Annotated in this window: 16 protein-coding genes and 1 tRNA gene; 6 read left to right on the top strand and 11 right to left on the bottom strand. The window is 69.4% G+C overall.

All coding sequences use genetic code 11. The features are described from left to right. The first annotated feature begins 42 nt into the window (after window positions 1–42). From ABZ848_RS18200 to ABZ848_RS18190, 3 genes are read left to right on the top strand one after another with little or no spacing between them, the layout of a single operon-like run. The gene (locus tag ABZ848_RS18200; protein ID WP_360832614.1) at window positions 43–1,494 is read left to right on the top strand and encodes a pyridoxal-dependent decarboxylase; all 1,452 of its coding nucleotides are present in this window, start codon (window positions 43–45) and stop codon (window positions 1,492–1,494) included. Beyond that, on the top strand, window positions 1,491–2,933 hold the full coding sequence (locus ABZ848_RS18195; RefSeq protein WP_360832611.1) for a SidA/IucD/PvdA family monooxygenase: 1,443 nt from the start codon (window positions 1,491–1,493) through the stop codon (window positions 2,931–2,933). Before ABZ848_RS18200 ends, ABZ848_RS18195 begins: the two co-directional genes overlap by 4 nt. A 51-nt stretch (window positions 2,934–2,984) precedes the next feature. Further along, window positions 2,985–4,136 carry a GDSL-type esterase/lipase family protein gene (locus ABZ848_RS18190; RefSeq protein ID WP_360832608.1) on the top strand — a complete coding sequence of 384 codons (1,152 nt, stop codon included), beginning with the start codon at window positions 2,985–2,987 and terminating at the stop codon, window positions 4,134–4,136. On the opposite strand, the gene ABZ848_RS18185 is transcribed toward ABZ848_RS18190, so the two are convergent. Next, window positions 4,133–5,938 (bottom strand): 5'-nucleotidase C-terminal domain-containing protein, encoded by a 1,806-nt coding sequence (locus ABZ848_RS18185; protein ID WP_360832605.1) that lies wholly within the window; start codon window positions 5,936–5,938, stop codon window positions 4,133–4,135. The two genes, ABZ848_RS18190 and ABZ848_RS18185, sit on opposite strands and share 4 nt — an antisense overlap. 149 nt (window positions 5,939–6,087) lie before the next feature. Between ABZ848_RS18185 and ABZ848_RS18180 the strand changes: the two genes are divergently transcribed. Further along, window positions 6,088–6,798 carry an SIMPL domain-containing protein gene (locus ABZ848_RS18180; RefSeq protein WP_360832602.1) on the top strand — a complete coding sequence of 237 codons (711 nt, stop codon included), beginning with the start codon at window positions 6,088–6,090 and terminating at the stop codon, window positions 6,796–6,798. Between the two features lie 134 nt (window positions 6,799–6,932). Continuing rightward, window positions 6,933–8,369, top strand: coding sequence for a pyruvate kinase (gene pyk, locus ABZ848_RS18175; RefSeq protein WP_360832599.1), 1,437 nt, complete (start codon window positions 6,933–6,935; stop codon window positions 8,367–8,369). Window positions 8,370–8,379: 10 nt separating this feature from the next. Here the strand turns inward: pyk and ABZ848_RS18170 are convergent, their stop codons facing one another. Together ABZ848_RS18170 and ABZ848_RS18165 are read right to left on the bottom strand one after the other, a co-directional pair. Then, the gene (locus ABZ848_RS18170; RefSeq protein WP_360832596.1) at window positions 8,380–9,120 is read right to left on the bottom strand and encodes a class I SAM-dependent methyltransferase; all 741 of its coding nucleotides are present in this window, start codon (window positions 9,118–9,120) and stop codon (window positions 8,380–8,382) included. 94 nt (window positions 9,121–9,214) lie between these two features. Beyond that, window positions 9,215–9,287, bottom strand: a tRNA-Leu gene (locus ABZ848_RS18165). A 102-nt stretch (window positions 9,288–9,389) separates the two neighbouring features. Here ABZ848_RS18165 and ABZ848_RS18160 point away from each other — a divergent pair. Then, complete coding sequence (locus tag ABZ848_RS18160) at window positions 9,390–10,049, top strand: response regulator (protein WP_360832593.1); 660 nt, start codon at window positions 9,390–9,392, stop codon at window positions 10,047–10,049. Window positions 10,050–10,126: 77 nt separating this feature from the next. On the opposite strand, the gene ABZ848_RS18155 is transcribed toward ABZ848_RS18160, so the two are convergent. The 8 genes from ABZ848_RS18155 to ABZ848_RS18120 form a co-directional block, all read right to left on the bottom strand. Then, window positions 10,127–10,843 (bottom strand): ABC transporter ATP-binding protein, encoded by a 717-nt coding sequence (locus ABZ848_RS18155; protein ID WP_360832590.1) that lies wholly within the window; start codon window positions 10,841–10,843, stop codon window positions 10,127–10,129. Then, window positions 10,840–11,685: an ABC transporter ATP-binding protein gene (locus tag ABZ848_RS18150; RefSeq protein WP_360832588.1), complete on the bottom strand. Its 846-nt coding sequence runs from the start codon at window positions 11,683–11,685 to the stop codon at window positions 10,840–10,842. The genes ABZ848_RS18155 and ABZ848_RS18150 overlap by 4 nt, the downstream gene beginning before the upstream one ends. Before the next feature lie 6 nt (window positions 11,686–11,691). Next, a complete protein-coding gene (locus ABZ848_RS18145) occupies window positions 11,692–13,500 on the bottom strand; it encodes a branched-chain amino acid ABC transporter permease (protein WP_360832585.1) in 1,809 nt (602 codons plus the stop codon). 4 nt (window positions 13,501–13,504) lie between these two features. After that, on the bottom strand, window positions 13,505–14,434 hold the full coding sequence (locus ABZ848_RS18140) for a branched-chain amino acid ABC transporter permease (RefSeq protein ID WP_360832582.1): 930 nt from the start codon (window positions 14,432–14,434) through the stop codon (window positions 13,505–13,507). A 151-nt stretch (window positions 14,435–14,585) separates the two neighbouring features. Beyond that, window positions 14,586–15,806 (bottom strand): branched-chain amino acid ABC transporter substrate-binding protein, encoded by a 1,221-nt coding sequence (locus ABZ848_RS18135; RefSeq protein ID WP_360832891.1) that lies wholly within the window; start codon window positions 15,804–15,806, stop codon window positions 14,586–14,588. 222 nt (window positions 15,807–16,028) lie between these two features. Then, complete coding sequence (locus tag ABZ848_RS18130; RefSeq protein WP_360832579.1) at window positions 16,029–16,700, bottom strand: hypothetical protein; 672 nt, start codon at window positions 16,698–16,700, stop codon at window positions 16,029–16,031. A gap of 241 nt (window positions 16,701–16,941) precedes the next feature. Then, a complete protein-coding gene (locus tag ABZ848_RS18125; RefSeq protein ID WP_360832577.1) occupies window positions 16,942–17,430 on the bottom strand; it encodes a hotdog fold thioesterase in 489 nt (162 codons plus the stop codon). A gap of 52 nt (window positions 17,431–17,482) precedes the next feature. Further along, window positions 17,483–19,762, bottom strand: a complete 2,280-nt coding sequence (locus ABZ848_RS18120) for an FdhF/YdeP family oxidoreductase (RefSeq protein WP_360832574.1) — start codon at window positions 19,760–19,762, stop codon at window positions 17,483–17,485. Window positions 19,763–19,814: the final 52 nt, after the last annotated feature.

The raw sequence follows: 19,814 nt of genomic DNA, 5'->3' as shown, positions 1-19,814 counted from the left end.
ACAAGCTGGAACTCCCTCAGCGCGCGTGCCCGGGAGGAACCCATGAGCACACCGAGCCTCGCCTCGGGCCCCGAAGGCCCCGACGCGCTCGGCCCGTTGCTGGCCACGGTGCTCGACGCGCTGGCCGAGGGCGCCGATGCGCGCGGCGGCCCTTTGCCGGCGGGCGGCCCGGACGCGGTCGCCGCGCGAGTGCGGGACGCGGTGGGCGACGTACTCCCGGAGGAGGGCGATCCACAGGCCCTACGGCACCTCGTACGAGCGCTGGCGGAAGGTTCGGCCGACCCCGCGAACCCCTTGTGCGCGGCCCACCTCCACTGCCCACCCCTGGCGGTGGCAACGGCAGCAGACCTCGCGGCGTCCGCCCTGAACCCGTCGATGGACTCCTGGGACCAGGCCCCGGCAGCGTCGGAGCTTGAGCAACTGGTGACACGTTCACTTGCAAGAGAGGTGTTCGGCGATTCCCTCAGGGGCGCGGGGCTGTATCGATATGCGGCTCCGCCGCGGGGCGCGACCAGCCCCCACACACCCGCACCCGAATGCTTGGTAACAACGGGCGGCACGGAATCAAACCAACTAGCCCTGCTCCTGGCCCGGGAAACCCTCGGCCCCAACCTCCGCCTGATCTGCGCAGCCAACGCCCACCACTCACTCCCACGCGCCGCCTGGCTCCTGGGCCTGCCCGACCCGGTGACCCTGCCCACCCTCAACCACACCACCCTCGAAGAGGCCCTCACCACACACCCCGGCCCCCACCTCGTCGCAGCCACAGCCGGCACCACCGACGCAGGCCTCATCGACCCCCTCCCCGAAATCGCGGCCGTCTGCCGGAGGCACAGGCACCGCACCCGCCTGCACATCGACGCGGCCTACGGCGGAACCCTCCTCTTCAGCGACCGGCACCGCCACAAGCTCACCGGCCTGGCCGGCGCAGCCACCGTCACCCTCGACCTGCACAAACTCGGCTGGCAACCAGTAGCCGCAGGCGTCCTGGCCGTCCGCAACCCCCACGACCTCGCCGCCCTCCAGTACCGCGCCGACTACCTCAACGCCGACGACGACACAGAGGCCGGCCTCCCCGACCTCCTCGGCCGCTCCCTCCGCACCACCCGCCGCCCCGACGTCTTCAAGATCGCCGTCACCCTCAAGACCCTCGGCCGGACAGGACTCGCCGCACTGGTCGACCAAGTCTGCGCAAAGGCGAGCGAGTTCGCGGATCTCGTGCAAGCGCGCCCCGGTTTCGAGCTCCACTCCCGCCCCGTCATCAGCACGGTCCTGTTCCGCCCCACCCACGCCACCGATGACACCGTGGCCGCCGTACGCCGAACCCTCCTCCACCAGGGCCGCGCCGTCCTCGGCCGGGCCCGTCTCGACGGCCGTCTCTGGCTCAAGGTCACCCTGCTCAACCCCCACACCCGGCCCGACGACCTGACCGCACTCCTCAAAGCCGTCGAGCACCTCGCGGATCAACTCGCGGAAGGAAACACCCCCTCATGAGCACCACCCCCGGCACACCCCCCGGCCACACCCCCACACCCCCGCCCCACGAGCCCGACGCACCCCGCGACCTGGTCGGCATCGGCATCGGCCCGTTCAACCTCTCCCTCGCCGCCCTCGCCCACCCCCTCGCCGAGCTCGACACCGTCTTCTACGAGCAGCGCCCCGGCTTCGACTGGCACCCCGGGCTGCTCATCGAGGGTGCCCGCATCCAAGTCCCGTTCCTGGCCGACCTGGTGACCCTTGCCGACCCGGCCAGCCCCTGGACCTTCCTGAACTACCTCAAGGCCCGCGACCGGCTCTTCCCCTTCTACTTCGCCGAGCGCTTCCACATCCAGCGCGCCGAGTACGACGCCTACTGCCGCTGGGTCACCGACCACCTCCCCGGCCTGCACTTCGGCCACCAGGTCGACGCGGTCCGCTGGAACCCCGAACGCGACGTCTTCGAGGTCGACTTCACCCAGCTCGACGCGGACGGGGAGGCGGAGGCGCTCGGGCGGACGTACACGCGGAACGTCGTGCTCGGTGTCGGCACCGAACCGTACGTCCCCGAGCCGCTCAAGCCGCTCGTCGAGGCGCCCGGCGTCCCGGTCGTGCACGCCACCGACTATCTCGCCCACCGCGACACGCTGCTCGCCGCCGAGCACGTCACCGTCGTCGGCTCGGGGCAGTCCGGCGCCGAGATCTTCCTCGACCTGCTGCGTGCCCGCCCCGGCGGCCGCGAGGGGCTGCACTGGATCGGCCGTACCCACGCCTTCGCGCCGATGGAGTACTCCAAGCTCGGGCTTGAGCACTTCACCCCCGACTACACGCGCTACTTCCACGCGCTGCCCGAGGGGGAGCGGGACCGGCTCGTCAGCACGCAGTGGCAGCTGCACAAGGGCATCGACGCCGACACCATCGCCGCCATCCACGACGAGCTCTACCGCCGTACGCTGCACGGCGGTTGGCCCGACGCCGTCCTCACCCCCGGCGTCCGGGTCCGTACGGCGGGCCGTATCGCCACCACCAAGATCGAGCTGCACCTGGAACACGTCCAGCAGAACACCCGCTCCCGCCTCACCACGGACGCGGTCGTCCTGGCCACCGGCCACCGCGAGCGCCCGCTGGAGCGCATCCTCGCCGGGCTCGACCCCTACCTGCGCCGCGACAGCCGCGAACGCCCGCGCGTCGACGAGCGGTTCCGGCTCGTGTGCGACCCGTCCGTCACCGGTTCCGTCTACGTCCAGAACGCCCAACTCCACAGCCACGGCGTCGGGACCCCCGACCTGGGCCTCGCCGCGTGGCGCAGCGCTACGATCCTCAACTCCCTGACCGGGAAAGAGACTTACCCCCTGCCCGCCCGAGCGGCCTTCACCACCTTCGGCCTCGACGAACAGCCCCGCATCCCCCAGGCCCGCCAGGCCCAGGTGCTCACCCCGCTGGTCGAAGGCAGGTAAGAATCACTGCCAGGAAGGAAGAACTCCGGCGGCGGTGATGTTGGGCCCGCCATGACCACGACCTGGATCGCAGCCCACCGTTCCGCCGTCATCAACCCGTACGAGGACTTCGGCCTCTTCGAGACCCGCGGCTTCAGCGACCGCACCGTCCGCCAGTCCCTGCGCCTGGCGGGAGGCGGCGACGCGCTGCGCGTCCGCCTCTCCAACCGCTACGGCAAGGAGCCTCTCCGCATCGGCGGCGCCCACCTCGCCGTACGCACCCGGGGCAGCGGCATCGACCCCGGCAGCGACACCCCGCTGCGCTTCTCCGGCGCCGAGACCGTCACCGTCCCGGTCGGCGAGGAACTCGTCAGCGACCCGGTCGAGCTGCCCGTGAGCGCGGGGGAGGAGCTCACCGTCAGCCTCTACCTGCCGGGCGACACGGGCCCGAGCACCTACACCGCGGTGCCGTACGACATCGGGTACGCCGTCCCCGGCGAGCGGCTCTCCGCCGAACTCCTCGAAGACGCCGAGGAGTTGCCGACCGGCCACTTCCTCACCGGTGTCGACGTCCTCGCCCCGGCCGGCACCCGCATCGCCGTCGCGTTCGGCGACTCCTGGGTCGAGGGCGCCTTCACCACGCCCGGCGCCGACAACAGCTTCCCGGCCCAGCTCAGCCGCCGCCTCACCCGCGGCTGGATCGTCAACCAGGGCATCTCCGGCAACCGGCTGCTCATCGACGGGAACGGCGAACACCTCCTGGCGCGCCTCGACCGTGACGTCCTCGCCGTGCCCGGCGTCAGCCACGTCCTGATCCACATCGGCCTCAACGACATCGGTCTGCCCGGCGCCCGGTCATACCCCGAGCCGCCGACCGACCGGCCGAGCGCCGACGACCTCGTCACCGGCCTCACGGCCCTCGCCGACCGCCTCCACGCCGCCGGGCTCGTCGCCATTGGCGGCACCCTCGGCCCGTACGAGGGCACCGTCTACGACGGCGTCGACAGCCCCGAGGGCCAGGCCGTGCGCCGCCGGGTCAACGACTGGCTGCGCGGACCCGACCACCCCTTCGACGCCGTGATCGACATCGCCGCCGCAGTGGCCGACCCGGATCAACCCAACCGCATCCGCGCCGAGTTCAACGCCGGCGACGGCCTCCACGTCAACGACGCCGGCGCGAAAGCCATCGCCGACGCCGTCGACGTAACCCTGCTCGACCTCTAGAAGACCGGCGTGCCGTTCCTGGTGAGCTTCCAGTCCACCGAGGCGAAGTCCTTCGGGTCCAGTACGCCCTTCGCGGTCACCCACTCCGCGATCCGCGTGCGGATCTCCGTCGACTCCGCCCACAGCTCGGTCGCCGAGGCCACGTGCGGGAACGCGCCGCCGCCGTTGGCGCGGTAGTTGTTCACCGCGAACACGAACTGCTGCGCGTCATCCAGCGCGGCCCCGTTGTAGGTGAGGTTCTTGATCCGCGAACCGGCCGCCTGGTCGATGTCGATGTCGTACGAAAGCCCGGACACGTAGTCGTAGTTGTAGTCCGGGCGGCTGTTGGCGTTGGTCAGCTTCTCCACGTCGATCACCGCGTCCGCCGCGGTCTGTACGAAGTACTCCGCCGAGTACTCCAGGTACGCCCGCAGCTGCGCGCCCGTCATCAGCTTCGCGACCAGCGTGTTGTCGTACACGTAGAGGCTGGAGAGGTCCCGGATCGTCACGTTGCCGGCCGGGATCTCCGAGGTCCGCGAGAACGGCGAGGCCTGCGCGATCACCGGCAGCGAGGCGTACGACGTGCTCGCCAGGGCCGCCTTGACCACGTCCTCCTGGACCTTGGTGATCAGGTCGATGATCGGGGCGTCCTTGTACCGCGCCTCGACCGTCGTCAGCGTCTCGGTCGCCGTGCCGACGACCTGGTTGACGTACTCCACGACCTTGGCGTGCTCGTCCGAGAGCAGCTTGGTGATCTTCGGGTCGTCGGCGACCGAGTTGGAGTTCAGCACCTTCGAGGAGACCGACTCGACCGTCCAGCGGCCCTTCGCGAAGACCAGCTCCACGTCGAAGACCGACAGCCGCTCCGCGTAAGCCAGCGGCTCCGAAAGCACCACCGTCTTCCCGGTCTTGGTGTTGGTGACCTTCAACTCCGGGATCTCCACGTGCGCGTGGCCGACCAGGATCGCGTCGATGTCCGGCACCTGCTGCGCCACGAGCGCCGCCGAGTTCTCCACGTACGGCAGCTGGTCGCCGTACGAGGAGGTGCCCGAGGAACCGCTGTGCGCGGACACGATCACCACGTCCGCACCCAGCGACTTCAGCTTCGGCACCCACTTCGCGGCCTGCTCCTCAAGGCCCGGGAACTCCAACTTCCCCTGCACGTAAGCCTTGTCCCAGATCGCGATGCCCGGGTTGGTGAGCCCCAGCACCGCGACCTTGACCGGCGGCAGCCCCGGGACGTGGAACTTCTTGATGAAGTACGGCGGGAACGCGGGCTTCTGCGTCTTCGCGTCCACCGCGTTCGCGCCGAGCAGCGGGAAGCGGCACTGCTGCTCGAACTTGCGCAGCGTCTCGATGCCGTAGTTGAACTCGTGGTTGCCGAGCGCCGCCGCGTCGTACCCGATCGCGTTCATCGCCTGTGCCATCGGGTGCACCGGGCCGCCCTTGGCGGTGATCGGGTCGACCTTCGCGTAGTAGTACGTCAGCGGGGTGCCCTGGATCGTGTCGCCCGCGTCGAGGAGCAGCGTGTTGCAGCGGCCCTTCTCCTCGCGCAGTTGGTTGACCAGCGTCGAGATCCGGGACAGGCCCTGCGCGTTGCCCGCCTTGTCCGTGTACTCCGCGTCCTTGAAGTAGTCCCAGTTGAAGACGTGCCCGTGCAGGTCGGTCGTGCCCATGACGGTCAGCGCGTACCGCTTGGCGGGCTTCTTCGCCGCCGTGGCCTCGGCCGCCTGTGCCGCCGGAGCCGCGACGGCGCTCGCCACCGCCACCCCCGCTCCGGTCGCGGCGGACTGCTGCAGGAACTTCCGGCGGTTCAAGGGCATGTCTAGGTCTCCTGGGGGAATGGTCAACGACGCGCGTAGATTCTGACCTGCGCATGACCGGCGGCAACAGGTCCGGCAGGTTGCGATTGGATGACCGAAGCGGTCGACCGCCGGGCTCCGGTCGGTCAAGAGCTGACAGAGTGGGGCGTATGACCACGCCTTCGCCGGACGACTCCCAGCCCGCCGTTCCGTACGGCACGCCCGACGCCCCCCGTATCGCCGTCCGCGGCGAAGCACACCTCGAGGTCGACCCCGAGATCGCCCGTATCGGCGTCACCGTCGCCTCCCGCGGCAAGGACCGCCGAGCCGCCCTCGACGACCTCACCCGCCGCAACGCCACCGTCCTCGACCTCGTCAAGTCGTACGGCGAGGCGGTGGAGCGCCTGGAGACCGGCGCCTTCTCGATCAGCCCGGAGCTGAAGGACAAGGGCCGTGGCGAGCGCGTCCACGCCTACCACGGCCGCGTCCACATCACCGCCGAGCTGACCGACTTCACGGCGCTCGGTGAACTCACCACCAGGCTCGCCGACTTGGAGCTCACACGGGTCGACGGCCCCTGGTGGGCCCTGCGCCCCGACTCGCCGGCCCACCGGCAGGCCCGGCAGCAGGCCGTGAAGGAGGCGGTCCAGCGGGCCCGGGAGTACGCGGAGGCCCTCGGCACCTCACTCGCCGCGCTCGTGGAGCTCGCGGACATCGGGGCGGAGAACGCCCAGCCCTATCCCCAGGCCCCCGGTCGTATGCGCTCCATGGCCTATGCCGCCGCCGAGGACACCGCGGCGCCCCTCGACCTCGAACCCCAGCGGCAGCACGTGTACGCCGCGGTCAACGCCCGCTTCACCATGGCGCCGCCGGCCCTGTAGGCACTGCCGTAGAAATGCTCATCGGAGCACCCCCGCGCACAATTCAATACTTGTCAATAGCCCTTCACGCAAAGGTTGTTGAGTAGTCATCCCCGACCGATTCTCTACCCGTCGGTAAGGCCTAGGCTCGAAGCATGCGCCGAGCAAAGATCGTCTGTACTCTGGGGCCCGCCACCGACTCGTACGACCAGATCAAAGCCCTGGTCGAGGCCGGAATGGACGTCGCCCGCTTCAACCTCAGCCACGGCAGTTACGCCGAACACGAGGAGCGTTACCACCGCGTTCGCAAGGCCGCCGACGAGAGCGGCCGCAGCGTCGGAATGCTCGCCGACCTTCAGGGCCCGAAGATCCGACTCGGCCGGTTCGCCGAGGGCCCCGTACTCCTTGAACGCGGCGACACCTTCACCATCACGGTGGAGGAGGGCGTCGAGGGCGACGGCCACACCTGCGGTACGACGTACTCCGGTCTCGCCGCCGACGTCACGCCCGGTGAGCGCATCCTCGTCGACGACGGCAAGGTGTGCCTGGAGGTCACCGAGGTCGACGGGCCGCGTGTGCGCACCACGGTCGTCGAGGGCGGCATGGTCTCCGACCACAAGGGCCTCAACCTGCCCGGCGTCGCGGTCTCGGTTCCCGCGCTCTCGGACAAGGACGAGGCGGACCTGCGCTGGGCGCTGCGCACCGGCTTCGACGTCATCGCGCTCTCCTTCGTCCGCAGCGGCCGTGACATCGAGGACGTCCACCGGATCATGGACGAGGAGCACCGGCGCCTCCCCGTGATCGCCAAGGTCGAGAAGCCCCAGGCGGTCGAGGCGATCGACGACATCGTGGCGGCCTTCGACGGGATCATGGTCGCGCGTGGTGACCTGGGCGTGGAAATGCCCCTCGAAGCCGTCCCGATCGTCCAGAAGCGGGCGATCAAGCTGGCGAAGCGGAACGCCAAGCCGGTGATCGTCGCGACCCAGATGCTCGACTCGATGATCGAGAACTCCCGCCCGACGCGCGCGGAGGCCTCGGACGTGGCCAACGCGGTCATCGACGGGACGGACGCGGTGATGCTGTCCGGGGAGACGAGCGTCGGCAAGTACCCGGTCGAGACGGTGCGCACGATGGCGAAGATCGTGGAAGCGGCCGAGGAGGACATCCTCGCGAAGGGCCTTCCGCCGCTGACCGAACGCAACAAGCCCCGCACCCAGGGCGGCGCGGTGGCCCGAGCGGCGGCCGAGATGGGCGACTTCCTCGGCGCGAAGTTCCTGGTCGCCTTCACCCAGTCCGGCGACACGGCCCGCCGCCTCTCCCGCTACCGCTCCCCGATCCCCCTCCTGGCCTTCACCCCGGACCCGGCAACCCGCTCCCAACTCAGCCTGACGTGGGGCGCGGAGACGTTCCTGGGCCCGCATGTGGACTCCACGGACGCGATGGTCGACCAGGTGGACGAGCTGCTGCTGAAGTACGGCCGCTGCGAGAAGGGCGACGTGGTGGTGATCACCGCGGGCTCCCCGCCGGGGGTGTCGGGCTCGACGAACATGGTGCGGGTGCACCACATCGGGGAGGACGACAGCCCGAAGTAGGGCGCCGAGCTCACGGTTTGTGGGTCACCCAGAGGAGTTCCGCCGGCCAGCGGTGGGCCCAGTCGGGTGGGTCGGTCTCGTTGTAGCCGTTGGGTGTTCCGGGGTCGGGCCGCGGCTCGATGAGGTCGTCGATGACGAGGCCCGCGCCGCGCAGGACCCTGACCCAGTCGCCGTAGGTGAGCTGATAGCTGGTCGCGCCGTCGCCTTCGGCGACGGTGTCCAGCCCGAAGTAGTCCTGTTGGAGCGTCGTGGTCACGCGGGCGGCGGCTTCGTCGTAGCAGGCTTCGAACCATGGGCTGGCGACGTTGAACACCAGCCGCCCGCCGCGGCGCAGGACGCGTGCGGCCTGCGGGACGGCCAGGTGCGGGGGCGCCCAGCTGAGCCCGCCGAAGTCGCAGAACACCAGGTCGAAGCTGTCCGCGGCGAAGGGGAGGTGTTCGGCGGCGCCCTGCACCAGCGGGTAGCGGGTTGCTCCCATCGCGCGGGCGGCTGCGCCGAGTTGGGCTTCGGACAGGTCGAGCCCGACCACGGCGGCGCCCTCGGCGGCGAGCACCCTGGACCACTGGCCGGCACCACAGCCGAGTTCGAGGACGCGCTTGCCGGTGACGTCGCCCAGGGCGCCCAGGTGCACGTCGGGGATGGAGTACATGCCCCACAGCCGGGGCGCGGCACCGATCTGCGGGTCGTGCTCGCGCTGGTAGGCGCCGCTGATCCGGTTCCAGAGCCGCCGGTTGGCGGGGATGCTGTCCACGCGCCGACTTCAGCACCGCGTGCCGAGGGCGGTCAACAGGATTGGGTCAGGGGCCGACCCTCTTATGGAGGCGACCTTGGAATTGGAGGAAAAGTACCCCGGGTCGGATTCGAACCGACGCTGGATGGTGTTTGAGACCATTGCCTCTACCGCTGGGCTACCGGGGCTCCCTGCAAAATAAAGGTTGGCGGTCACCCGCCGTGCCCCCACCTTACCGCAGCTAGGTACGCTCTTGTCAGCAGCACCCCTGCGCTGAACAAGGAGCCCCCGTGACCGCCCCCGAGTCGCCCCAGCCCGTAGACGCGCCCGACGACGACAAGTCGCACGTGCCTCCGCTGACGACCCGTGTCGTCATCGCCGAGGACGAGGCCCTGATCCGGCTCGACCTCAAAGAGATGCTGGAGGAAGAGGGCTACAGCGTCGTCGGTGAGGCCGGTGACGGCGAGCAGGCCATCGAGCTCGCCCGTGAGCACCGGCCGGATCTTGTGATCCTCGACGTGAAGATGCCCAAGCTGGACGGCATCTCCGCCGCCGAGAAGATCGCCGAGGAGCGGATCGCTCCCGTTCTGATGCTGACCGCCTTCTCGCAGCGCGATCTCGTCGAGCGCGCCCGCGACGCCGGCGCCATGGCCTACCTCGTGAAGCCCTTCAGCAAGAGTGACGTCGTGCCCGCCATCGAGATGGCCGTCTCCCGCTTCACCGAGCTCAAGGAGCTGGAGAAGGAGGTCGCCGACCTGACGCTTCGGCTGGAGACGCGCAAGCTCGTCGACCGGGCCAAGTCCATCCTCCAGACCGAGTACGGGCTCACCGAGCCCGCCGCCTTCCGCTGGATCCAGAAGACCTCCATGGACCGCCGGATGTCCATGCAGCAGGTCGCCGAGGCCGTCATCCAGGACGCCGAGGAGAAGAAGGCCGGCAAGAGCGGCTGACACAGCCGCAGTACGTACGACGAGGCCCGCGCCCCCGGAAACAGGGGGCGCGGGCCTCTGTCGTAACAGGAGAACCGTCAGTCCTCGCCGAGGTACGCCTTGCGCACCGACTCGTCGTGCAGCAGGTCCTGGCCCGTGCCGGAGAGGACGATGTTGCCGACCTCCATGACATGGCCGTGGTCGGCCAGGGAGAGGGCCGCCTGGGCATTCTGTTCGACCAGGAGAATGGTCGTGCCCTGGGACTTGAGTTCGACGATCGTGGCCATGATCTTCTGCATCATGATGGGCGACAGGCCCATGGAGGGCTCGTCGAGCATCAGGAGCTTCGGCTGGGACATCAGGGCCCTGCCCATCGCCAGCATCTGCTGCTCGCCGCCCGAGAGGGTGCCCGCGGCCTGCCTGCGCCGCTCCCCGAGGATCGGGAAGAGGTCGTAAGCCCGCTGGATGTCCTTCTCGATGGCTTCCTTGTCCTTGCGGAGGAAGGCGCCGAGCTGGAGGTTCTCCTCGATGGTGAGGCGCGGGAAGATGTGCCGGCCCTCGGGGGAGTGGGCGAGCCCCAGCGCGACGATCTTGTGCGCGGCGACACCGGTGAGCGGCTTGCCGTCGAACATGATCTTGCCGGCGCTGGGCTTCAGAAGTCCCGACAGGGTCCTGAGTGTCGTGGTCTTGCCGGCGCCGTTGGTGCCGATCAGGGTGACGACCTGGCCCGCCTCGACCTTGAAGGAGATGCCCTTGACGGCCTCGATCTTGCCGTAGGAGACCCGGAGGTCCTCGACCTCTAGCAGCGCGGTCACTGGGCGTCTCCCTTGGTGGTGCCGGGGGTGCTCTCGGCGGCGGCGACCTCGGCCGCCTCCGCCTCACCGGGGTCGCCGTCGAACGGCTCGCCCAGGTACGCGGCGATGACCCGCTCGTCGGCCTGGACGACCTCGGAGGTGCCCTCGACCAGTTTCTCGCCCTGGACGAGGACGGCGACGCGGTCGCAGAGGTTGAAGATGAAGCGCATGTCGTGCTCGATGACGAGGACGGCGATGCCCATGTCCCGGATGGCGAAGACCAGTTCCTCGGTGGCCCGGGTCTCCTGGGGGTTCATGCCGGCCGTCGGCTCGTCGAGCAGCAGCAGGCCCGGCTCGCTCGCCAGCGCCCGCGCGATCTCCAGCTTGCGCTGCTCGCCGTAGGGCAGGTTGCGGGCGAGGTGGTCGCGCTTGTGGGCGAGGCCGATGAACTCCAGGAGTTCCATGGCCCGGTCCTCGCTGGCCTTCTCCGCCTTCTTGAAGCCGGGGCCGCGCAGCAGGGCGGACCAGAGGCCTTCCTTGGTGCGGGTGTGGCGGCCGACGAGGACGTTCTCCAGGACCGTCATGTTGGCGAAGAGCCGGATGTTCTGGAACGTACGGGCGATGCCGGCCTTCGTCACCAGATGGGGCTTGGGCGGCAGCACCGTGCCCTTGTAGGAGACGGTGCCCTCCGTCGGGATGTACAGGCCCGTCAGGCAGTTGAAGAACGTCGTCTTGCCGGCGCCGTTGGGGCCGATGAGGCCGACGATCTCGCCGGAGTTCACCGTGAAGTCCACCGACCGGACGGCGGTGAGGCCGCCGAAGCGCATGGTGACGTCGCGGGCTTCGAGTACAGGTGTCGTCATGGTTCTTTACGCCCCTGCCTTGGTGATGGCCGGTTCGTCGGTGAGTGTTGTGGTGTCCGGTACGTCGAGTTGGCCGGTCTCGTGGAACTCGAGCTGGCGGCGGCGGTTGGCGATGATGCCCTCGGGGCGGAAGCGCATCAGCAGGATCAGCGCGATACCGAACGCGAGCAGCGACTTGTCCTGGAGGAAGTCGAGCTTCTCCGGGAGCAGGTAGAGCAGCGCCGCGCCGAGGATCGGGCCCGCGACCGTGCCCATGCCGCCGAGGACGACGGCGGCCAGCAGGAAGGCCGAGTTGGGCGGGGTGGAGCCGGCGAACTGGTACGGGTTCGGGACCACGCTGTACGTCACGTGGGCGCTGACCGTACCGGCGAGGCCGGCGAGCGAGGCGCCCAGCGCGAAGGCGATGAGCTTGACGCGGAAGCCGTTGATGCCCATGGCGGTGGCGGCGGTCTCGTCCTCGCGGATGGCGATCCAGGAGCGGCCGATGCGGGAGTCGGCGGCGCGGGTGTAGACGGTGACCACGATCGCCATGATCAGGACCATCAGCAGGTAGTAGTTGGCGAACCGGCCGAGGGTGAAGCCGCCGAGGTCGTGCGGCTCCCCGAAGTTGAACCCGAGGAGGTTCAGGTCGGGGATGGACGGGATGCCGTTGGGGCCGTTGGTCAGGTCGGGGCCGGACTCGCCGTCCATGTTGTTGACGGCGATGCGGAAGATCTCTCCGAAGCCGAGGGTCACGATGGCGAGGTAGTCGCCGCGCAGCCGCAGGGTCGGGGCGCCGATGAGGACGCCGAAGATCAGCGAGGCGGCGGCGCCGGTGAGGGCGGCGGCCCAGAAGGGGAACTGGACGCCCGAGAACTTCGAGAACTCCGAGCCGGAGACCAGGGCCGCGGTGTAGGCGCCGACGCCGAGGAAGGCGACGTAACCGAGGTCGAGGAGGCCGGCGAGGCCGACGACGATGTTCAGACCGAGGGCGACCGTGCCGAAGATCAGGATGTTGACGCCGATGTTGGCGTAGTGGTCGTCGGACTGGGTGAACGGGAAGGCGATGGCCGCGAGGAAGCCCATGGCGAGCGTGAAGCTGCGGTTGGCGGCGATCATGGCGGAGAAGCGGTCGAGCAGGCCGGCGGTGTGCATGGCCCAGATGGCGAAGACGATGACGATCAGGAAGCCGATGAACAGCTCGCCGTACTCGGTGTCGATGCCGTACGTGAAGACCGCGAGGCCGATGATGCTGCCCACGGTGATGACCGCCCGCTGCATCCAGGGGCTGGTCGGCTGCGGGGCCGGGATGCGGTCGGGCTTGGGCAGGTAGGACTTGAAGAAGTCCTTGGTCTCCGCGTTGTCCGGGGGCAGCGCGAGGGCGCCGAGGAGGGGCAGCAGGGACGCGATGATCGCGATCCAGGTGCCGGTCTCCCAGTTGGCGAGACCGCCGAGCTTGGCGGCGATCTCGATGGCGGTGAACCAGGTGACGCCGAAGCCGCCGAGGGCGACCAGGACGAGCGGCGCGTGGTTGCGCGCGGGCAGCAGCCAGCGCAGGCCGCGGATGCCGTACGAGGCGAGCGCGAACACGGCGGTGAGGACGCCGGCGATGAAGGTCAGCCACTGCAGGCCGCCCGGGTAGCCGGTGACGGTGAGGTCGCCCGGGAACTCCGAGGTCCAGGTCCAGGCGAGGAACGTGGACGCGGCGGTGGCGATGCCGCCGCCCAGCAGCAGGGCGCGGGCGGCCGCCTCGGGCAGCGGGATGAGACCGCGGCCCGGGGGCGTGGGCACGGCGTCGGAGGGCGGGGTGGCCGGGGTCTTGGTCGTCTCGGTCATGTGATCACGCCCTGTCCGCGACGCGCTCGCCGAGCAGGCCCTGTGGCCTGAAGAGGAGCACCAGGATGAGGAGTACGAAGGCCCAGACGTTGGCCCAGCTCTGGCCGCCGAGCTGCTGCATGCCCGGGATGTTGTTGATGTAGGCGGAGGCGAGGGTCTCGGCGATGCCGAGGACGACGCCGCCGAGCATCGCGCCGTAGATGTTGCCGATGCCGCCGAGGACAGCCGCGGTGAAGGCCTTGAGGCCCATCAGGAAGCCCATGCGGTAGTCGATGCTGCCGTACTTGAGGCCGAAGGCGAGGGCGGCGACGGCGGCGAAGAAGCCGCCGATGGCGAACGCGATGACGATGATGCGGTTGGTGTCGATGCCCATCAGCTGCGCGGTGTCCGGGTCCTGCGCGGTGGCCTGCATGGCGCGGCCGGTGCGGGACTTGCGGACGAACCAGGCGAGCGCCGACATGCAGATGATCGCGGAGACGATCAGGAAGATGTCGGCGTCCTTGATGGTGATGGAGCCGATGTCGTGGGTGGTGTCGAGGCCGGGGAAGGCGAGGGCCTTGTCCGCGTTGGGGTAGAAGTTGCGGACGGCTTCCTGGAGGGCCAGGGAGAGGCCGATGGCGGTGATGAGCGGTGCCAGGCGTGGTGCTCCGCGCAGGGGCCGGTAGGCGAACCGTTCCGCTCCGACCGCGATGAGGACGGAGACGATGGCGCCTCCGACCAGCATCAGGGGGATGGCGGCGGCCATGGGGGTGCCGTCGGGCAGGATGTAGAGGTAGACCGTGAGGGCGCCGAAGGCCCCGGTCATGAAGATCTCGCCGTGCGCGAAGTTGATGAGCTGGACGATGCCGTACACCATCGTGTAACCGATGGCGATCAGCCCGTACATCGAGCCTAGAAGCAGCCCGTTGGCCAGCTGCTGCGGCAGGGTGTTCACCGCATGGCCTCCATGTCGCTGGTGGTCGTGTGCACAGAGTCGTTGTGTGTGTGCACGGGGCGTGTGCAAGTTCTGGGTGTGGAAACGGGCCGCGCGGTCGGGGTCCTCCTTCCGCGCGGCCCGTGGTGCGGTCTTGCTGGGGCTGAGAGGGTCAGCTGGCGGTGCCCGTCTTCACAGCCTTCCACTCGCCGTTTTCGACCTGGTAAACCGTGAGCTGCTTGTTGCCGGTGTCGCCGTACTCGTCGAAGGAGACCTTGCCGGTGATGCCCTGGAAGTCCGACTTCTGGACCTCGTCGACGACCTTGGAGCGCAGGTCGTTGATGTCGCTGGGCAGCTTGCCGCTGTTGGCGTCCTTGACGGCCTTCACTGCCTTGATGATGGCGGTGGCGGCGTCGTAGGAGTAGCCGCCGTAGGCGCCGTAGTCACCCTTGTAGCCCTTGGCCTTGTAGGTCTCGATGAACTGCTTGGCGGCGGGCAGGGTGTCGACCGGGACGCCGACGGAGGTGACGAGGTCGCCTGTGGCGGCCGCGCCGGCCACGTCGATGTAGGTGGTGGCGTACATGCCGTCGCCGCCGAACAGCGGGATCTTGACGCCGGCGCCCTTGAGCTGCTTGGTGATCAGCGAGGACTCGTCGTACTGACCGCCGTAGTAGAGCAGGTCGGCGCCGGAGTTCTTGATCTTGGTGACGAGGGAGCCGAAGTCCTTGTCACCGGTGTTGACGTGGTCGGTCTGGACGACCGTGCCGCCGAGGCCCTTGAACTTCTCGGCGAAGATCTTGGCGAGGCCGGCGCCGTAGGTCTGCTTGTCGTCGACGACGAAGGCCTTCTTCTTCTTGAGACCGTTGTACGCGTAGTCGGCGGCGAAGCTGCCCTGCAGCTCGTCGGTGGTGGCGGTGCGGAAGTACGTCTTGTACGGCCGCTTCTTGTCCGTCTGCCAGTTCTTGCCCTGGGTCAGCTCGGGGTTGGTGTTCGAGGGGGAGATCTCGACCATGTTGGCCGAGGCGAACACCTGCTGCATCGACTGGGCGACGCCGGAGTTCAGGGGGCCGACGGTGCCCACGACGTTCTTGTCGCCGACGAGCTTGGTGGCGTTCTGCTGGCCGGTGGCCGGCTGCGCCTTGTCGTCGAGGGGCTCGACCTTGAACTTGACGCCGGGGACCCAGTTGTTCTTGTTGGCGTCGTCCACGGCGACCTGGACGCCGTACTGGATACCGAGACCGGTGGTGGAGTTCTCGCCGGACAGCGGGGCGTCGACACCGATGGTGTAGGTGGTGCTCGATCCGCTGTCGCTCTTGTCACCGCTGTCGTCTCGGGAGCCGCAGGCGGTGAGCGTCAGAGCTCCAGTCGCAAGGACGGAGGTAAGAATCACCAAGGAACGCTGTCGCACAATCAGTCCTTTCCGCAGGCACGAACGCCCCGGTGGGAACGTTGGATACCGCGCATGTACCGAACTCCCGATGGAGCGGTGACTGGCCGTGACTCTAAGCCCGATCTGTGGGCATGGGCATCGTCGTGCGCTGGCTTGTGACTTTCTTGTTATGACGTGGTGGAAAGCGGGCCTCGGGAAGACGCCTCTCGGTCCATTTGGCGCATTTTAGGCTCGGTCCGCATTCTGAGAACCTGCACTTCCGGTTGGCCGTGGGGCCGATCGGGCCGGAGAGCGGTTGCAGGCCCGGTGGAACAGCGCGGAGAGATCGCGGGCGTAGGCGCCGTCGAAGATGAAACTGTGATGCTGTATTGCGCGCGTGTTACGGAGCGTTACGTCAAGAAATGGTAGGTCCGCGTTCAGGGGCAGTCCCGAACAGTCGGACACGGAGATCTCCACGGTGATCCGGCGGGTCGTCCCGGCGCGGACGGTGAACGCGGGCCACGGCGTGGTGTGGGCGTCGAGTCCCGGGAACGCGGCGTCGAGGACCGTCAGGGTGACGGGCGGGCCGCTGTCCACGGAGACGTCGAAGCGGAAGCTCCCGGCGGTGGCACGGGCGCCGAGGGGTGCGCCGAGACCGAGGTAGTGCCAGTCGGTGACGTTCGCCGGATACGGCATCGGCGTCGGAGGCCGGGCGTGGTCCGGGCTGCCGGCCTGGGGCGCGAGCAGGGCCACCGCGGTGACGGCGGCGATCACACCGGCGCCGAGCGCGTTCCGGCGGGCGCGGGGCGACACGGCGGGCCAGCGGTCGGTGAGGCGCGGGGCATCGGCGCCGATGACGTCGTGACCGTCGCCCGGCCCGGCGGAGCCGACGGGTTCGACGGGACCGATGCCGCTCATGACCGCAGCCTCATGGGGAAACGGTAGGTGAGCGGGATGGCCCGGGGTAGAGGCCGATGACGAGGAGGCCGCACGAAAGAGGTGCTGGTGGTGCGGCGGTGGCCCGGGGGAGGCGCTGGTGGCGGGCCGTGGCTCGAAGGAGGCGCTGGTGGCGGGCCAGTGGCTCGGGCGAGGCGCAGGTTGCGGGGCGGTGGCTCGGGGAGATGCCGGGGGTGGCCCGTCCACCGCCGTCGGCGCCCGGTCAGCCGGTGGTGGTCAGATGCGCCCCGTCGCCCGGCCTGACGTCACGCAGCAGGCAGGTCAGCCGCGCGGTGCACACCCGCCGCCCCTCCTCGTCACTGATCACGATCTCGTACGTCGCCGTCGAGCGCCCCCGGTGCACGGGCGTCGCCACCCCGGTCACCAGCCCGGAGCGCGCGCCCCGGTGATGCGTGCAGTTCAGGTCGACACCCACCGCGATCTTGGAGCTGCCACCGTGCAGCATCGAGCCCACGGAGCCCAGCGTCTCCGCCAGCACGGCCGAGGCACCGCCGTGCAGCAGCCCGTACGGCTGGGTGTTGCCCTCCACCGGCATGGTGCCGACGACGCGGTCGGCGGAGGCCTCCACGATCTCCACGCCCATGCGCGTCCCCAGGTGGCCCGCCGAGAACAGGGCGGGCAGGTCGACGCCGAGCGCGGCGTACTCGTCGATGACCTCCTGCGGGAACCTCACATGCTGCTGCTCGCCCATGGGCCGTGCTCCGTTCGTCGTGATCACTCGTGCAGCCTGCCTGAGCAAACGCTCAGTCGGTTGCCGATTGTTCCAGACGTACGACGACGGACTTGCTGGCCGGGGTGTTGCTGGTGTCCGCGGTGGCGTCCAGCGGGACCAGGACGTTGGTCTCCGGGTAGTAGGCGGCCGCGCAGCCGCGTGCCGTCGGGTAGTGCACGACCCGGAATCCGGGCGCCCGGCGCTCGACCCCGTCCCGCCACTCGCTGACCAGGTCGACGTAGGAGCCCTCGGCGAGCTTCAGCTTCCGCGCGTCCTCGGGGTTGACCAGGACGACCCGGCGGCCGTTCCTGATCCCCCGGTAGCGGTCGTCGAGGCCGTAGATCGTGGTGTTGTACTGGTCGTGCGAGCGCAGCGTCTGCAACAGCAGCCGGCCCTCGGGCAGTTCGGGGTACTCCACGGGCGCCGCGGTGAAGTTGGCCTTGCCGGTCTTCGTGGGGAAGCGGCGCTCGTCGCGCGGGGCGTGCGGGAGGGCGAAGCCTCCGGGGTGCGCCACGCGCGCGTTGAAGTCCTGGAAACCGGGGACCACGCGCGCGATGCGGTCGCGGACGGTCGCGTAGTCCTTCTCGAACTCCTCCCACGGCACCGTGTTCTCGGGGCCCAGCACCCGGCGGGCCAGCCGGCACACGATGGCCGGCTCGGACAGCAGATGGGGGCTCGCGGGCTCCAGGCGGCCCCGGGAGGCGTGCACCATGCCCATGGAGTCCTCGACGGTCACGAACTGCTCGCCGCTGCCCTGGAGATCGCGCTCGGTACGGCCCAGTGTCGGCAGGATCAGGGCACGCGCGCCCGTGACCGCGTGTGAGCGGTTGAGCTTCGTCGACACGTGCACGGTCAGCCGGGCGCGTCGCATGGCCGCCTCGGTGACCTCGGTGTCGGGGGAGGCGGAGACGAAGTTGCCGCCCATGGCGAAGAAGACCTTCGCCTTGCCGTCGCGCAGGGCGCGGATCGCCTGGACGGTGTCGTAGCCGTGCTCGCGCGGGGGCGCGAAGCCGAACTCCTTCTCCAGGGCGTCCAGGAAGGCGGGCGCGGGCCGCTCGAAGATGCCCATCGTCCGGTCGCCCTGCACGTTCGAGTGACCGCGCACCGGGCACACGCCCGCGCCCGGGCGGCCGATGTTGCCGCGCAGCAGAAGGAAGTTGACGACCTCGCGGATGGTCGGCACGGAGTGCTTGTGCTGGGTCAGGCCCATCGCCCAGCACACGATGGTCCGCTCGGAGGCGAGCACCATGCGCAGGACCCGCTCGATCTCCTCGCGCGTGAGACCGGTCGCGGCGAGCGTCTCGTCCCAGTCGGCGGCCTTGGCGGCGGCCACGAACTCCTCGTATCCATGCGTGTGTTCACGCACGAACTCCTCGTCGACCGCACCCTCGGTCTCGAGGATCAGCTTGTTGAGGAGACGGAACAGGGCCTGGTCGCCGCCGATGCGGATCTGCAGGAACAGATCGGTGAGCGCGGCGCCCTTGAGCATGCCCTGCGGGGTCTGCGGGTTCTTGAACCGCTCCAGGCCGGCCTCGGGCAGCGGGTTGACGCTGACGATCTTCGCGCCGCCCGCCTTCGCCTTCTCCAGGGCGGAGAGCATGCGCGGGTGGTTGGTGCCGGGGTTCTGGCCGGCGACGATGATCAGGTCGGCCTTGTAGAGGTCCTCCAGCAGGACGCTGCCCTTGCCGATGCCGATCGTCTCGCTCAGCGCCGAACCCGACGACTCGTGGCACATGTTGGAGCAGTCGGGCAGGTTGTTCGTGCCGAGCTGCCGGGCGAACAACTGATAGAGGAACGCCGCTTCGTTGCTCGTGCGGCCGGACGTGTAGAAGAGGGCCTCGTCCGGGGAGCCGAGGGCGGCGAGCTCCTCGGCGACGATGTCGAAGGCGCGCTCCCAGCTCACCGGCTCGTAGTGCGTGCCGCCCTCGGGCAGGTACATGGGGTGCGTCAGCCGACCCTGCTGGCCCAGCCAGTAACCGCTGCGGGTGGCGAGATCGGCGAGTGAGTGCGCGGCGAAGAACTCCGGGGTGACCCGGCGCAGGGTGGCCTCCTCGGCGACCGCCTTCGCGCCGTTCTCGCAGAACTCCGCGGTGTGCCGGTGGTCCGGCTCGGGCCAGGCGCAGCCCGGGCAGTCGAAGCCGTCCTTCTGGTTGACGCTCAGCAGCGTCAGCAGGGTCCGCTTCACGCCCATCTGCTGCTGGGCGATACGCAGCGTGTGCCCGATCGCCGGCAGTCCTGCCGCTGCATGCTTCGGCCCACCGACCTGCGGCGCGTCCTGGACCGGATCGCCCTTGGGCGGCTTGCTGGCCATCGCGCACTCTCCTTCGCGTACATGTGCGAGGTACGTCTCCGATCCTCGCATG

This window comes from Streptomyces sp. NPDC047081 (genome assembly GCF_040643775.1).
Classification (GTDB): Bacteria; Actinomycetota; Actinomycetes; order Streptomycetales; family Streptomycetaceae; genus Streptomyces.
The sequence above is the reverse complement of the archived record's forward strand: the minus strand, read 5'-3'. Positions and strand labels throughout refer to the sequence as shown.

Bases quoted from the DNA above. Each gene is read 5' to 3' on its own strand.
- ABZ848_RS18200 (WP_360832614.1), top strand. From the start codon at position 43: ATGAGCACACCGAGCCTCGCCTCGGGCCCCGAAGGCCCCGACGCGCTC.
- ABZ848_RS18195 (WP_360832611.1), top strand. From the start codon at position 1,491: ATGAGCACCACCCCCGGCACACCCCCCGGCCACACCCCCACACCCCCG.
- ABZ848_RS18190 (WP_360832608.1), top strand. From the start codon at position 2,985: ATGACCACGACCTGGATCGCAGCCCACCGTTCCGCCGTCATCAACCCG.
- ABZ848_RS18185 (WP_360832605.1), bottom strand. From the start codon at position 5,938: ATGCCCTTGAACCGCCGGAAGTTCCTGCAGCAGTCCGCCGCGACCGGA.
- ABZ848_RS18180 (WP_360832602.1), top strand. From the start codon at position 6,088: ATGACCACGCCTTCGCCGGACGACTCCCAGCCCGCCGTTCCGTACGGC.
- pyk (WP_360832599.1), top strand. From the start codon at position 6,933: ATGCGCCGAGCAAAGATCGTCTGTACTCTGGGGCCCGCCACCGACTCG.
- ABZ848_RS18150 (WP_360832588.1), bottom strand. From the start codon at position 11,685: ATGACGACACCTGTACTCGAAGCCCGCGACGTCACCATGCGCTTCGGC.
- ABZ848_RS18145 (WP_360832585.1), bottom strand. From the start codon at position 13,500: ATGACCGAGACGACCAAGACCCCGGCCACCCCGCCCTCCGACGCCGTG.
- ABZ848_RS18130 (WP_360832579.1), bottom strand. From the start codon at position 16,700: ATGAGCGGCATCGGTCCCGTCGAACCCGTCGGCTCCGCCGGGCCGGGC.
- ABZ848_RS18125 (WP_360832577.1), bottom strand. From the start codon at position 17,430: ATGGGCGAGCAGCAGCATGTGAGGTTCCCGCAGGAGGTCATCGACGAG.
- ABZ848_RS18120 (WP_360832574.1), bottom strand. From the start codon at position 19,762: ATGGCCAGCAAGCCGCCCAAGGGCGATCCGGTCCAGGACGCGCCGCAG.